Here is a 14,215-nt window from a genome sequence, read left to right on the forward strand (position 1 = left end):
TTTTATTTTGCAGTTTCAGCAGTTAAACGGTTAGGTGTTAATTTCCAGAATATACTTTTCCCGGCAGTAATGGTAGCAGAAATACCGTTTGTAGCCTTTACATTAGTTTCGTAATAAAAATTTCCACTCGTCCAGTATTGCTGATCTTGAAAATCGGCTGATGGAACGGCATATTTAATTCTGTCAGGCACTTCAACTTCTTTAAATTGTGGTTTGCCATCAGGTCCTTTTATCTGCTTGCCATCCGGACCTAGTACCGGTTTTTTAACTTTCTTTTTCAAATGCTCATGTGTACCCTGGTCTGTATTGGCATCATGGTTACCTTTATCCTTATATCTGGCTGAAGTACCATTAGCAGCAACAAAATCATCGTAAATGGCTTTTGGAATTTCGACGAATTTATATTCATCAAATTTATTTTGCCCCAATTTATTGTAAGGGTTTGTTTCAGAATTGCCCCAAGCAAGAAAGTCTGTTCCATCCCAAAATTCGGCTCCGTCTGTAATATCCTTTACACCGAAACAAACATCTAGCACTGCATATCTGGCGAGTTTTGACTTTTCATCATTTTTATCAGGTAGCTCTTTCTTATTAGGCACGGAAGAGTAACCTGAAGCGAGTAGTGATCGCCAAGTTTTTTTTGTGGAAACAGCCCTATTTCGACTAGTAAAGGCTACACACCTGAGTTCCTTAATATCAGCATTACCAGATTCATGACTCACAATGTAGGCAATGTAGCGGAAATCTGAATGTGAGAGAGCTTTACCATCATATTTAACCAGGTTTGCATCCACATTTAAAGACTCCCAATTTTTTGCAGCTACAGCCTGATCATATTTGTCTTTGGTTGTCGTAAATATTTTCGCACTTCCTGTAATCCCACCAAGGTACTCTCCCTCACGTGTATAATAAACGTATCGTAAGGCATCCTTAGGATCTTCCTGTGGGTTATAGTTTCCAAATGTGACGTTTGCCATAATTAACTTGATTTACCCCCCTCGCCAACTACTTTTTTATTACTTACAAGAAAAAGGTTATTACTTTTTGCTTCAACATTTATCCTGTCAGCAATTTTTTTAAAGCTACTTCCCACTAAAAGATTATAATTTGTGCTTACATAAATCCTCATACTGGTGCATTGTTTTTTAATTGCCATCGCTTAAAATAGTTTTGATTTCTCTGCACTGTTAACTTCAACTGTTTTAGCACTTTGTAATGTCATGTTTTCTTTCTGGCTAAATAACGTAATCTCCCCAGCAAGCTCATTAGATGTTTCCGCCTGTCTGATAAAATCTTTGGTAACAAATTCTGAGCGGACATCTGAGTTTTCACGGATTTCGCCAGTAGCGCTCAGTAAATAATTACTTCCTGCAACAGTTGAAATATCCTTATTAACTGAAGTACTTTGATTATTCCCAACACTTATACTCTGATCTTGTCCAACGCTCACATCCATATTCTCCCCTACATTAATCTGCATATTTTTACAGTTCAGGGTCATGTTCTCCAATGCAGTAATGGTGATATTATTGCCTTTGGTATCGATATGGATGATGTTATTATGGATATCGGTAATTTTTATCCCCTGTGTGGCTGCATCATCATCAAACTCAACCAGGTGACCGCTTCGGGTAATAATGCTTTTAAGGTGGTTTTTAATTAAAGGGCTACTGTCTACGCTGGAACTATGGTAAACACTTCCCATTACTACCGGCCGCGCAATATTGCCTTCTTCGAAAGCAATCATCACCTGATCATCTATTTCCGGGATGGCGAAGTAACCCCTGTTATTGCCCCTATCTCCGATACCTGCACTTGGAGTAACTACACGCAGCCATTCCGTAACATCATTGGTTAAACATTCCCATTTAAATTTCACTTTTATCCGGCCCTGGCCCTGTGGATCATTATTATCGATTACGTCTGCCAACTGCATATCGGGCTGCGGTTTTTCAAAGCTTTTTACCAGGATACGTTCGGTAGTGGATATTCTTCCCTCAAAATTATTATGGTATTTACCATTCTCATCGATGTGATGCTTAATACTGGTAATCAGAAACTTACCTAAACTTTCGGTAGTGAACGCCATCTCCTTTCTAAGGCTCATCGTAATTTCAGCGATACTTCCGATGCTCAATCCTGCATTATCACCCCGGGCCGTAACTTTTAAAAGTTCACTGGTATTAGCCTTTTCTTCATTTTCAACCAGGTTTTTGATATCGTTGTTATTGTCAACCCGGATTAAAGCAGGTTGATTAAAAGTTTTGCTAAAAGTTAAGTTGGAAGCTTTAACCGCATGTGACAGATCAGGGGGCCCTTCTACCTTTCCTGTACTCTCGCTTTGCAGCATTTCGTTCTGCTTAGGATTGTAGGAAAACCGTTTATTTTTTATCGGTGCAATTTCCATGGCATACTGCATTTCCTGCACGTCCCTACCATAAAAAAGCGATATTTCTTTCTGAATGTTGGGTTTACCAAAATTAAGCTGTTTACCATCGTAAAAAAACCACTCATGGTATTCGGCAGAAAGACGGTTTAAAAAAGCAAAATCGCTTTCCCTATATTGAATAATATAGTCAATAGATGTACTCCTGGCAGCGTTTGCCACTACTTTTAAATCATTTGCAGGCGTATCTTTAGTTGCCAGTTTTACAATCTCATTCAGATCTTTATCCAGATAAGAACCCAGATCGGGTCCACGATCAATTAAAATAGTCGGGCTATAACCACTAACGATTAAAACACCATGGTAACCATGGTTTTGTGATAGTTCGACTTTAGAAACCAAACCTTTAAAATTCTGCATACTTTCTGGCGAATGGCCAAAAGATGCAGTTAAAGTTTTACCCACAAAATCGCGACTATCATCCAAAGTGATCAGCCCGGGTGCGCCCATCTGATCGTGGTTGAAACGCAGCTCAAAATAATGGTGTTCGTTAAAAGCCTGTGTGAGACTAAAGGAAGCAAAATGGGTAATTTCCTTATCCTCTATATTGATTTCTGCAATGAGTTTCTTTTCCATATTGATTAATCTTGATCACAAAAATTACCCTAAGCTAAATCCGGCTGCCGGGTTTTAGTGCATAACTTTCCTAATAAAAATGATTCCATTTTTATAACGGGACTGTTTTGATGATCTTTGTGTGCGGATGCCAAACCAAACATTTTACCGGGGTGGCGAGTGTTTTTTACTGCAATATTTTTGCGTTGGCCAGACATCATTGAGCTTTAATGTAAAAATAGCTGACGGGATAACCCTACAACCTTGCGATGATAATTTAGATTGCTATAGCAGATGAAGCGCTAGTGAACTAATACGCCCCGACAAAAACGGGGCGCATCAATTTAATTGATATACATAAAATGATTATGCCTTTGGCCAATCATTTTCGTGTTCGGCGTTGCCTAGTTTTAGCTTACGTGCCGATACCACAAAACTTAAAGTCATCGGTGTATTGTCGTTTACCGCAATACCCTCGTTATATTGAATGATGTAACCATCTTCGAAAGACAGTTCCTTCATTTTTGCATCTTCTTCTCCTTTTTTGAAAATGATATTGCCTGAAAGCGGCTTGTACTGGTTGTTCACCATCGATTCTATTACTGAAGTATCTTCGGTAGATTCGATTTCGATGTGGATGGTACCACCATAAACACCTGACGATGGACGGCCTTTTGCGTCCACATCTCTATTTAATGAAAAGCTGCACTGTAGTACATCAAATTCTTTTGATCCTAAGTTTAAACGGGTTTTGAATGCCATTGTAGTAAAATTTAAATGTTTTAAAATGAATGAATTGCGCTGAGTGGTTGGCGTGGAGCAAAGAGCATGGCGTTAGGCGTTTAAACCTTACACCTTCTACCTTCCTACCCTCAACCTCAATTAGGCCTTCGGCCAGTCGTTAAGGTGTTCTGCATTTCCTAATTTTAGCTTGCGGGCCGAAATCTGGAACTTAAGCGTCATCGGATGATCGCCCACAATGTTTATCCCTTCGGAATATTTAACAATGTAGCCATCTTCGAAATGAACTTCTTTCATTTTGGCATCTTCCTCTGTTTTCTTGATCAGAAGGGTTCCTGTAATAGGTTTGTACTGGTTGTTCACCATCGCCTCGATAATTGAGGTGTCTTCGGTTGATTCGATCTCAATGTCGATGGTACCGCCGTAAACTCCGGAAGAGGGTCTTCCTTTTGCATCTACATCACGGTTTAACGCATAGGCACAGTGAAGCACATCGTACTCCTTGCCCGAAAAATTTAATCTAGCTTTGAAAGCCATAGTTTTAAAATTTAAAGGTTAAAAATTTGATTATCAGCAGCCTCCGCTACTGTTTAATATTAACCAAATATCAGGCCAAACGTGCCATATATTGCCTATCAGTTATAAGCAAGCAAAGTTTTTAACATACCGGATTGGCGTTTATCGCCTAAAAACGCAGTTATGAATCGTGTTTTGTGGAAAAACTATGGAAAAACCTAAACTATATCTATTGTAACAAATACATTAGAGTAGTTAAACGCACAACAAAAATGTAGCGATTATACACAAAGTGTAGCATTTTAGGACAAGTTGTTGCCAAAATGAAAGGCTAAACTTATTAGAAATAGACTGTAGTATTCTTAAATCAGCTGCGACCCAAATTTCTCCATTTTAGCCAACCATTTCTGGCTGTAGTGATTTTCAAGCGAATGTAGTTCGCCTATAGTATTGGTCAATACCGGACTCATTTTGCATTTTTCAAAAACCACTTTTTTGATAGAAAGGTAAGTAGTTTTTTTATTTGCTTTCCACTCCTTAAAAGTGGCTTCATCTAAAATGGATACAATTCTCGCCGAGCGGCCACTGAAGTTATTATTTACGTTTTGTTGCTGCGTAGCAAAAACCTGATCAGGCATAAACAAACGGTCAAAAAAGCCTTTAATCTTTGCCGGAATATGATCCACATACACCGGACAAAAAAGTACAATATGGTTGCTTTGCCTGATTGAGGTTAAGGCTCTCTGCAAATCAGGCTCTAGCTCGGCAATCTGTCTATTGTTAAATAGCTTGTTCGAGTTAAATATCAGATCGATAATGGCCAATTCCCTAACGGTAGCACCAGCACTTTCTGCACCTTGCTTATAAGCGTTAATCAGGAAATTTGTAGACGCGTTTTTTTCGATATCCCCATTCAGGATAAGTACTTGCTTCATTTTTTTTGATTAATCTGATTGGGCTGATGCATTACAAAATTATAAAGAATTTGTTAAGTGTTATGCATACCCCATAAAAAAACCCAACGCCAGGGTTGGGTTTTTATTTCAGCTATCAAAAACTATTGCTGATTATATTCTGAACTCCAGGTGGTACTTTCATCTTCACCTTTGTGTCCGTCTAGTTTTACCACAAAACTTTTGGCCGGGAAATATGGTGTAATGTGGATATCAAGGTGGATCCTGTCTTTTTGCTGCTCATCCCGTTCAAAACGCATAATCTTGAAACGCTCAATCAAGCGGTCGGCACCCTGGATACCATCCAAAAATTTGACAATCTGTCCGCGAAGATCCTGTTCGGTTTTGGAAGTCCAGTTTTCGAAAGCCCTTCTGTTCAGGAAATCAAACAATACTTTGGTAATATAATCGAATACACGCACTACTGAATAGGTTTGTAAACCAATATTATCGCCGTTGAATAGTGTTTTAGCTGAGAAAGCCATTACTTTACCGTACTCATTAACCATTGGCACTAAACCTACCCGCTCTAAATGAGAGATTTCACTTTTCTTTAAATCGAATTTCACACCATCAACTTCATTGATAGCACCATGTTTTTTACCCGCAGTAACCTGCGACATCAGGGTATAGTACATTTTACCGGCTAAAGCTGCCGATCCTGGCACGGTAAGATCATCTTCCTCTCCTACCTCAGCTACTTTACCACGGCCTACCAGCCAGTTACAGGTCATGATTACGTTCGATCTAAAGGCATCTCCGCCAGTGAAGTTGGCGGCGGTAAATAAATCAAGCACATCATCCGGCTGATCCAAATCGGCAAAATCAGTTACCAGCATCGCTTTATTGTTGTGTGCGATCTTAGCCCATCTTTCCAGTACTTTATTAGACCCCATATACCCCGGAACAACCATCAATGAATAGTTATTACGAAGATCCAAACGATCGTAATTCTGCTTTAATTCATCATCTACATATTCTATGAAACGCGGATTGTCAAGATCTTTGATCTGATCCATTGAAGCGTTTAACAATACCACGTTTTTCAGTTTGTCTGACTCGGTATTTTTATAAAATAAATGCACCGAACGATAAGCCTGTTCCAGTTCCCTAGTACTTTCTAACGCAGTAGCAATGTTCTTATTTAAGTTTTCTTCTGCAGCGTTCAGTTTTTCAGTACTTCTTTCAACCATATCGGCCACCGAGCCGGAAGACTCAAGAACTTCTATCCAAAGCTGGATTTTCTTTTTCAGCTCTTCGCGTTCTTTCTTCTTTTCGTCGCCGGTTAAAAAAATCTGTTTCCGTGCTTTTCTTTCCGGATTTAAATTCTGAAGGCCATCAACTGTTGCTTCCAACAAATCGAAACCGCCAACCCTGGCCAGTTTTTCTAAGTTATCTTTAAGTGATGTTTTTTCTATGGTATTACCTTCTGCGGGTTTAAAACCTGCTTCGGATATATTTTGGTCTGCTTTTAATTCTTGAGGATTTGACATGTTTTCTCAGCGTTAAGATTATTTATTTTGCTCCAATTCATCAACAAAGTTCTTCAAAGCACTGATGAAGGCCGATTTAGTTTCTTCATCATCCAATGTAGCTTTTAAGGTTTTGTTCGATTTTAACTGTTTAATCACATTAAGCGACATCTCCCGCTCAATGTTCACATTGGTGAGGTAGTTGCTTTGATTGATGATATTTTTGACGCCGAAATCGCTCAGATCATTAAAATTTAAGGTTTCGCCAACGGTAGATCCATCCTGCTTTTCAAAAGCTACTTTTACATTTGGTTTATAATGGGCAAATACTTCCTTAACGGTTTTTAGTCCTTCTACCTTTTCTGGTTTTATAGGTTCGTTATCGGTAAGTTTTTGTACAAAAAGCGTTTTATTATGGGCAATCTCTGCGAAGGCTTCTGAGGTATCAATTTTCCGCTCGTTACCTCCAATTTCATAGTTAAACATAATATGTAGATTTAGATTTACGATTAATTTATACTAATAATATAATAGTTAACATTTTAACTCAATTTTTGTTCCAATATAATGGCTTATGGCTGAATAATATTCCACTCTATTTTATCTTCTTCAGCATGTTTGCTTACTTTAATCTTCGATCCTTTTTTAAGCTCGCCAGAAATGATGTATTTGGAAATCGGCCTGCGCAATAGATTTCTGATCACTGCTGATAATTGTCTTGCTCCATATTTGGGCGTAAAGCCATCTAAAGCAATCATTTTCTTCGCATCTTCTGCTATTTCAAATTCGATACCCATTTTGTTCAGCGACTGTACCAAACTGTTTAACTGAATTTCAAAAATGCGCACCACATTACTTTCGCTAATTGGTGCAAACGGAACAATTTCAGAGATCCGCGCTAAAAATTCAGGACGGAAATGCCCGGCCATAACCTCCATTAATTGGTTTGAAGCCGGAACCACGCCTTTTCCTATCTGTTCTGCGATCCATTCGCTGCCAATATTTGAGGTAAAAAGAATAAGCGAATTACTAAAATCTCCCTCTTTACCTAAACGATCGTGCATATGGCCTTCATCCAGAATCTGCAGAAAAGTATCGAAAACCGAAGGGTGTGCTTTTTCAATCTCATCGAACAATAGTACCGAGTAAGGCTGCTGCCTGATCTTATTCACCAACAAACCACCTTCTTCATAGCCCACATAGCCCGGGGGCGCGCCATAAAGCAGGGCGGCACTGTGTTCTTCTTTAAATTCTGACATATCGAACCTGATCATTGCCTTTTCATCATTAAATAAAAACTCAGCAATTGATTTGGCCAGTTCGGTTTTACCTGTACCCGTTGGGCCCAATAAAAAGAAAGACCCAATTGGCTGTCCTTTTTTGTTTAAGCCACTACGCGATTCCAATATGGCATCAGAAACAGCTTTTAAAGCCTGATCCTGACCTACTACCCGTTTTTTAAGGTATTGTTCCATATTGAGCAGTTTTTCTTTTTCACCAGCCTGCAGTTTTCCCATTGGGATGCCTGTTTTATAGGCCACTATCGAAGCGATATCCTGTTTAGAGATGCGGTCACTTTTTTCTGCAGCATATTTTTTTAATTCTTGTAGGCTGCTGTTGATATAACCCTGGTATTCATCAGCGGTTTCAAAGGCGTCAGTCTGTGTTTCATCCGTTAAACGCCCCAATAAAACCGGACTTAGTTTATTTTGGAGTAATGAATAAAGCCATTTATAATCTGCAAATTGATCAGCTTCAGATTGCTCCGTATCTGCATTCAAGGTTTCCAGTTCCGTTTCTAAACTATCAATGGCCTGATCGGAGGTATCGTTCATCATTTTCATGGCCGCCATAGTCCTGTCTAACAGATCAAAAGCCGAATCAGGTAGCCTTCTGTCTTTCATATAACGTTTGGCCAGCCGTACACATTCGCCCAGAGCATCCGGCTCAATGGTTAAATCATGGTGTTCTTCATATTTAACAGCCAGTCTCTGCAACATTTTTATGGTAGTTTCTTCATTTGGTTCATTTACCTGAAGCACTTCAAAACGCCTGCTAAAAGCCTGCTCAGGCTCGATAATCTTACGATATTCATCAATAGTGGTCGCCCCGATCACAGTAATTTCGCCACGGGCAAGTTCTGGTTTCAGTAAATTACCAATCCCAGCCCCCAAAGGACCTTTACTATCTAATAAGGTATGGATTTCATCAATAAAGAGTACCGCTTTTTCAAACTGTTTTATTTCTTTAATGATGTTTTTTAAACGGTCCTCAATTTCTCCTTTATAAGATGCACCTGCAATTAACGATCCTAAATCCAATTCGAAAAGCTGAACCGGTTTTAGACGATCAGGCACGTTCTGGTTTACAATATCAATCGCAAATCCATCTACCAGAGCGGTTTTGCCCACACCGGCATCGCCAGTTAAAATTACATTAGGCTTGGTTCTGCGGCAAAGAATTTCCATCATTTGCCGGGTTTCCTTGTCACGACCAATTATGGGGTCTGTTTTGCCATCTCTAACCATTTGCAAGCGGTCCAAGCAATATTTATATAGCGCATTGCCTGTACTTTTATTTTCCGGACCAGCAGTTGTTTTATCCGGCGAAACTACCTTCGAAATTTCTTCATCCTTTACATAGAGATCCAAAATTTCGCGTTCTTTGACCGGAAATGATTTTAACTGATCGGGCTGAAAGCCGATGCCCGGTTTTGCCAGTGCGGTTAATACACAAACCGGAGTAATTAAATCTAATCCGAGTTTAATACGCACATTATCGGCTTCTTCAAAAATCACCGCAATTTCCGGGGCACCGCTAACGGTATCACTAAGGCTTGCCGCTTTTGGTTGTTCATCTATCCGAACTTCAGCCCATTCGCTGATATACTCCTCATCTTTACCGATGGAAGTGATAAACGATCTTAAACCTACATCTTTATGCATTAATCCCTTTAACAAATGAGCTGCAGAAAACACTTCGTTTCTGTATTCCTTTGCCAGCGACTGCGCAATATGCAACGCTGTTTTTACCGATTCACTTAAATTTATAACTGCCATAGCCTTTAGTTGGTTGCAGGCAATACTGCCGGGTTAAAATTATTTTCGGTAATGTAATAGTAGATTTTGCCGTTCGAAATGAACTGTTGTTCAATCTGCGTAGCTCTTTTAATCTGCTGAACCGACTGATCCAATAATTTAATATAGGCTTCAAACTGATCAAGCGGCATTTTAGAGGTATTCTTTAAATCGCTTACCGTATATTTCGATAAAAACTCATTTTTTAGAGGTAAACCTGTAACCAACTTAATGTAGTTTGTTAGCGTCATGGCCTTGATATCACCCGATGACATCTTCATACCCAACAACTGCTTAGGCATCCTTACATAGTTTTTAACCAGCTTTCTCCTGAAAGAAGATTGATCTGCCTGCAGGTTTTGCCCTAACATAATCGAAAAAACATCTACAATCTGTTTGTACTCCATATTGTTCAGTACAATTGCATATTGTAAAGTGGTCGGATTATTTTTTACTACATCAGCAGATATACTGGCAGTGGTATAATATTTAAAAGCATTGTGCGGCATGCGATCGGCCACTTCCATACCGACAGGCTGAGGTAATAAAGCTTCCACATCGGCTGACAGGTTTTTACGTGAAATACCTGTTAAACGGAAAGCACTATCTAAAGAGCTGATCTGGTTTACGATATCCATATTGGTTTCTTTTATAAAACGACGCAAGGCAATCGTCATACTCTGGTTTGAGTTTACCGATCCTTTGGTCGGGAAAACCACACCGCCTTGTATCAAACTATTTTTAGGATAGTCCAGATAGTATGAAATAGAGTCTTGCAGGCTGGTGTTGTAAGGCTGAAAGCTTTTCAATCCTTCTCCTTTAACCATAGTATTTTTTCTGTACTCGGCCGCACGGATGGCTGATTCTGAAACCAGTTTGCGAGACTGGATAACAAAATCGTTAAACGACTGGTTGAAATCGCTATATACCTGTAAGGCTAAAATTCGGGCATCGGCAAGGGCCACCTGCTCACTCAACTCATTGATGAGGTAATTATTGGTCCCGCCTGTGTTTCCGGTACTGCCCACTAAAATAATTAAGTTGGTTTCGTTCTTTTTCGCTTTAAATAGATTTATTCCTGCTTTTAAAGCGCTAAAAACAGGGCTTTCAGTAATCTCTCCGTTACACCTCATGGTATTTTTTGCCTGGTTTGACAGGAAGTTCATGAATTTCCTGTAATCATCCTGAATGGGACTAACAAAAATACCCTGCTGTCCACAGCCGGTTTCGCCCCGGTACACTACACCGCCATAGTTTACCTTTGTACCCTTACCAAAATCGCCCATAAGGTTTTCGAATGAACCAATGGTATTGGTCATCCCGGAAAGATATTTGGTCATTGGACTTCCTCCATCCACTACAAAAACAACATTTACCTTTGTTCGATTTTTGCGCAGATTCAAATAATCCTGATAAGAAAGGGATGAACCGTTAATGGTTAATAGCTTATTATCTTTTTTGTTGTAAACATCGGTGGCAATGCCAACTGTGTTTGCGCCATCATCATTTGAAACAACAGGTACACTACGCAGAATCAGGTTTTCTCTTGGTAATAAGGGGTCTATTACAAAAGCAGTTCCGTTATCGATTCCGTTTTTAATGGCCATTGAGGTAGAATCATCCTTGTCGTAATCGCCAGGTTTAATGGAGGTGATGTATAAACGATCGCCCCAGTGGTGTACTGCCTCAGCTGAAACCCATCCATAAACACTTTTCAGCGCACTATCTGCAACCAACTGGTCATCAGAACCGATCAGGTATTTTTTACCATCTTCTGATTTTTTATAGATGTAGGCAATTTCGTGCAACCTCACTTTTGCTCTTCTGTCTTTAAGTTCAGGCGTATTGTAAACCAAAATGGAATCGGTAGTATCGAAATAAAATTTTGGTTCGGTTAAGGCATTTTTGCCATTTACAATACCAATGGCTTTCTCAGCATAACCTGTTTTTTGGTTAGAGAATGCACGTTGCCATAAAAGCAATTTTGATTTTGCTATCCATCCGTAGCTGATGGCGCTCTTTTTATCATTGATTTTCCTCCCCCTGATCATGCCCGGTTTATATTTGATCAGTTTCAAATAGCCATTCTCTTCTTTAGAAACATAAAAAGGTTCCATAAAGCTGATTTTTTTCATGATAAGGCTTCCACCAGGCGCCGTTGTGGTATAATTATCTTCACGGTCGGAAAAAACAATCCATGGTAGGCTGCTTCTGCCGGTATTATCGTTAATATCTATGGTTTCTGCCGGCCTCTCGTAAGATTTAGGCATATATTTTACTTTTTTGCCAAAGGATGCCGGTGATTGTGCATAGGCAAACGATATTCCTAAAAATAGGATGGTTAAGGCATAATATTTTTTCATATTCTATGTAGATGAGCTTAAAATTAGGTGAAGATGTTAATCTATTTCGTTTTTGCCGGCTGAGCATCAGTGGTTGCTGTTGTTGCGGGCTGGGCCGTTGCCGAGTGTTGTTTAATATTTAATAAACTCGCACAGGTAGAGTTTGGCTTAATCGTTAACTGCGCCTCATCCACCGCTATTTCGCCTCCAAATGTTAAGCCCATACAGTACGAATAAATATCAGTCTGTTTTTTCTTACCATTCATTTCAACATTTACCGTTACTTTTTCGTTGTTGCACATGTATTTGTTAATGAGGTAGTAATAGTTTGAATTAAAATCTGCACCGTTGGCTATGGCTTGTAAGCGGGCCCTGATATCATCAATGGTTTTACGTTCTCCATCACCAGGTGCAACTAAATCTTCAACGATTTCGGCATTTGGATCGGTAATTAAAACGGTTAGAAAGGCAGGCTTACGGGTTTTATCTGACCGAAGACGGACTACATATTTTCCGGGGCTACGGTAGGTATACAAGGCTGTTTTCCCCTTAACGTCAACACGGCCGGTTTCGCCAAAAGACCATTCAAAATCTTTTCCGGGGCCATCGCCTTCAAGCCTGATCTCTTCATTAACCAAACCGGCTGTTGGCCCGCTAATGGTAAGTATACTATCCAAAACAGGTGTATGCACGGTATCGCGCACGGTAACCGGAAATTCCTGACGGAGTTCACCGTCAACGGTTAAGCGCACAATATAGGTGTCGGGCTTGGTATAATGGTAAGTTCCTGTTTTTGTTGTCGCTTTTTCTCCATTACCAAACTCCCATAACCATTTGGAGGCCTTTGGGGTATTATCGGTGAAAACCAGATCTTCATTTAAATAAATTTCATCCTTCAGGATTCTCGCATCAATTGTCCTTTTTTCGAACAATGAGCTCTTAAATAAGAAAATCAGGCCTGTTAAGAGCAGTACAGCCAACAGGATGTAGAGAATAACATAGCCCTGCGAATTTGAATTAACTTGCTTGGTGTTTGTTTCAGACATAGGTAGCGTTTTTATAGGTTGTTTTTGGTGATGTTTATCTTGCAGATATGGTTTGCTGTAATTGACGTCTGTTGGTGATACAATCATCTAACTGTCTTTTATGCAGCTCGATATCTGAAATATTTCTGTTTTGTTCCTGTCTATCGTAAAATAATCTGTCGTATAACTGTGCAGTATGGACAAAGATTTTATAGCGGGAATCTGATGCCTTACGGTCAAATGCAGCTTTGATTGAACCTAATGAAAGCTGGATATCATTTTTTAGAAAAACGGCCTGTACATTCGGGTTATAACGGGTAATTTGTTTAAAAGTAGTATCAATAGTAGGCATGGTTTCCTTAACCATATTTTCGAAGGCCTCGTTCTCATTAATCTTTACTTCGAGTTCTTCTTTAGAAATTTCATACCGCGATTTATCGCTATAGAAAATCCCGAAGCTTAAAAGCCCTACCGTAAAAACGAACAACGCTGTAAAAAACAGGAATTGTTCGCGCCTTTCTTTTATGCTTAATTTTATCATATCGTATTAATTACCTGCCGTATCTACCACTTCTTATTTTTTGTGCCGCAGATTGATTTGCCCTTTGGCATTCGTTTATCCGCTCTTTATACCGCTGTATATCGCTCCTTGATTGGAAGAGCGAATCCTGCAGATCGGCCATTGCACCAACATTTTTGTTTAATTTCTCATACAGATCAAAACTCGGACTGGATTCAGTTTTTTTGGAAATCAATTCTTTGATCCGGTTATTGGCGCTCTGGATATCACTAAGCAGGATACTTTGCTTGCTCATTTCGTTTGCATTATAGTCGCGATATTGTGCAAGCTCCTTAAAACGAACCTGAATAAGATCAAAATTTGTATTTATATCTTTTCTTAAGTAAGAGAGTTTATCGGTTTCTTTTACCTTTTTATCGAGTAAACTGTACTCGTAATCAGAAGCTGCAAAGAAAAGATAGACACACAATATTGAGAATAATGCAAGTAGCACAAAGTCTAAGATAAACTTCGTATAAGCACTCCTAATTTCGACGGCGTTAATAGGTTTCATAGAAGGTTAATAGTT

Annotated in this window: 13 protein-coding genes; all 13 read right to left on the minus strand. The window is 39.3% G+C overall.

What is annotated here, in order from left to right; genetic code table 11:
* Positions 1 to 2: 2 nt before the first annotated feature.
* Complete coding sequence (locus tag ACIQXP_RS18515) at positions 3 to 977, minus strand: hypothetical protein (RefSeq protein WP_387506647.1); 975 nt, start codon at positions 975 to 977, stop codon at positions 3 to 5.
* A gap of 2 nt (positions 978 to 979) precedes the next feature.
* A complete protein-coding gene (locus ACIQXP_RS18520) occupies positions 980 to 1,156 on the minus strand; it encodes a hypothetical protein (protein WP_387506650.1) in 177 nt (58 codons plus the stop codon).
* Positions 1,157 to 1,159: 3 nt separating this feature from the next.
* Complete coding sequence (locus tag ACIQXP_RS18525; protein WP_387506652.1) at positions 1,160 to 3,022, minus strand: type VI secretion system Vgr family protein; 1,863 nt, start codon at positions 3,020 to 3,022, stop codon at positions 1,160 to 1,162.
* 345 nt (positions 3,023 to 3,367) lie between these two features.
* Entirely contained in the window at positions 3,368 to 3,763 is a 396-nt protein-coding gene (tssD, locus tag ACIQXP_RS18530) for a type VI secretion system tube protein TssD (protein WP_090983662.1), read from the minus strand.
* A 120-nt stretch (positions 3,764 to 3,883) separates the two neighbouring features.
* Positions 3,884 to 4,279, minus strand: a complete 396-nt coding sequence (gene tssD / locus ACIQXP_RS18535) for a type VI secretion system tube protein TssD (protein ID WP_090496868.1) — start codon at positions 4,277 to 4,279, stop codon at positions 3,884 to 3,886.
* Positions 4,280 to 4,620: 341 nt separating this feature from the next.
* A complete protein-coding gene (locus tag ACIQXP_RS18540) occupies positions 4,621 to 5,193 on the minus strand; it encodes an NAD(P)H-dependent oxidoreductase (RefSeq protein WP_387506657.1) in 573 nt (190 codons plus the stop codon).
* A gap of 122 nt (positions 5,194 to 5,315) precedes the next feature.
* The gene (locus ACIQXP_RS18545; protein ID WP_387506659.1) at positions 5,316 to 6,704 is read right to left on the minus strand and encodes a DUF5458 family protein; all 1,389 of its coding nucleotides are present in this window, start codon (positions 6,702 to 6,704) and stop codon (positions 5,316 to 5,318) included.
* Between the two features lie 18 nt (positions 6,705 to 6,722).
* The gene (locus tag ACIQXP_RS18550; protein WP_387506662.1) at positions 6,723 to 7,169 is read right to left on the minus strand and encodes a hypothetical protein; all 447 of its coding nucleotides are present in this window, start codon (positions 7,167 to 7,169) and stop codon (positions 6,723 to 6,725) included.
* An 86-nt stretch (positions 7,170 to 7,255) separates the two neighbouring features.
* A complete protein-coding gene (locus ACIQXP_RS18555; protein WP_387506665.1) occupies positions 7,256 to 9,742 on the minus strand; it encodes an ATP-dependent Clp protease ATP-binding subunit in 2,487 nt (828 codons plus the stop codon).
* Between the two features lie 5 nt (positions 9,743 to 9,747).
* Positions 9,748 to 12,123, minus strand: a complete 2,376-nt coding sequence (gene tssR / locus ACIQXP_RS18560; protein ID WP_387506667.1) for a type VI secretion system protein TssR domain-containing protein — start codon at positions 12,121 to 12,123, stop codon at positions 9,748 to 9,750.
* Between the two features lie 41 nt (positions 12,124 to 12,164).
* Complete coding sequence (locus ACIQXP_RS18565) at positions 12,165 to 13,148, minus strand: PKD domain-containing protein (protein ID WP_387506670.1); 984 nt, start codon at positions 13,146 to 13,148, stop codon at positions 12,165 to 12,167.
* 34 nt (positions 13,149 to 13,182) lie between these two features.
* Positions 13,183 to 13,668, minus strand: a complete 486-nt coding sequence (locus ACIQXP_RS18570; RefSeq protein ID WP_159435233.1) for a type VI secretion system transmembrane protein TssO — start codon at positions 13,666 to 13,668, stop codon at positions 13,183 to 13,185.
* A gap of 10 nt (positions 13,669 to 13,678) precedes the next feature.
* Positions 13,679 to 14,200 carry a type VI secretion system TssO gene (locus ACIQXP_RS18575; protein ID WP_090983648.1) on the minus strand — a complete coding sequence of 174 codons (522 nt, stop codon included), beginning with the start codon at positions 14,198 to 14,200 and terminating at the stop codon, positions 13,679 to 13,681.
* Between the last annotated feature and the right edge of the window lie 15 nt (positions 14,201 to 14,215).

The sequence above is a fragment of the Pedobacter suwonensis genome (assembly GCF_044762335.1).
Lineage (GTDB): Bacteria > Bacteroidota > Bacteroidia > Sphingobacteriales > Sphingobacteriaceae > Pedobacter.

What these genes read in the sequence shown, in the direction of transcription:
- ACIQXP_RS18575 (WP_090983648.1), bottom strand. Translation starts at nt 14,200, where the DNA reads ATGAAACCTATTAACGCCGTCGAAATTAGGAGTGCTTATACGAAGTTT.
- ACIQXP_RS18550 (WP_387506662.1), bottom strand. Translation starts at nt 7,169, where the DNA reads ATGTTTAACTATGAAATTGGAGGTAACGAGCGGAAAATTGATACCTCA.
- ACIQXP_RS18540 (WP_387506657.1), bottom strand. Translation starts at nt 5,193, where the DNA reads ATGAAGCAAGTACTTATCCTGAATGGGGATATCGAAAAAAACGCGTCT.
- tssR (WP_387506667.1), bottom strand. Translation starts at nt 12,123, where the DNA reads ATGAAAAAATATTATGCCTTAACCATCCTATTTTTAGGAATATCGTTT.
- ACIQXP_RS18515 (WP_387506647.1), bottom strand. Translation starts at nt 977, where the DNA reads ATGGCAAACGTCACATTTGGAAACTATAACCCACAGGAAGATCCTAAG.
- ACIQXP_RS18545 (WP_387506659.1), bottom strand. Translation starts at nt 6,704, where the DNA reads ATGTCAAATCCTCAAGAATTAAAAGCAGACCAAAATATATCCGAAGCA.
- ACIQXP_RS18565 (WP_387506670.1), bottom strand. Translation starts at nt 13,148, where the DNA reads ATGTCTGAAACAAACACCAAGCAAGTTAATTCAAATTCGCAGGGCTAT.
- tssD (WP_090983662.1), bottom strand. Translation starts at nt 3,763, where the DNA reads ATGGCATTCAAAACCCGTTTAAACTTAGGATCAAAAGAATTTGATGTA.
- ACIQXP_RS18525 (WP_387506652.1), bottom strand. Translation starts at nt 3,022, where the DNA reads ATGGAAAAGAAACTCATTGCAGAAATCAATATAGAGGATAAGGAAATT.
- tssD (WP_090496868.1), bottom strand. Translation starts at nt 4,279, where the DNA reads ATGGCTTTCAAAGCTAGATTAAATTTTTCGGGCAAGGAGTACGATGTG.
- ACIQXP_RS18570 (WP_159435233.1), bottom strand. Translation starts at nt 13,668, where the DNA reads ATGATAAAATTAAGCATAAAAGAAAGGCGCGAACAATTCCTGTTTTTT.
- ACIQXP_RS18555 (WP_387506665.1), bottom strand. Translation starts at nt 9,742, where the DNA reads ATGGCAGTTATAAATTTAAGTGAATCGGTAAAAACAGCGTTGCATATT.
- ACIQXP_RS18520 (WP_387506650.1), bottom strand. Translation starts at nt 1,156, where the DNA reads ATGGCAATTAAAAAACAATGCACCAGTATGAGGATTTATGTAAGCACA.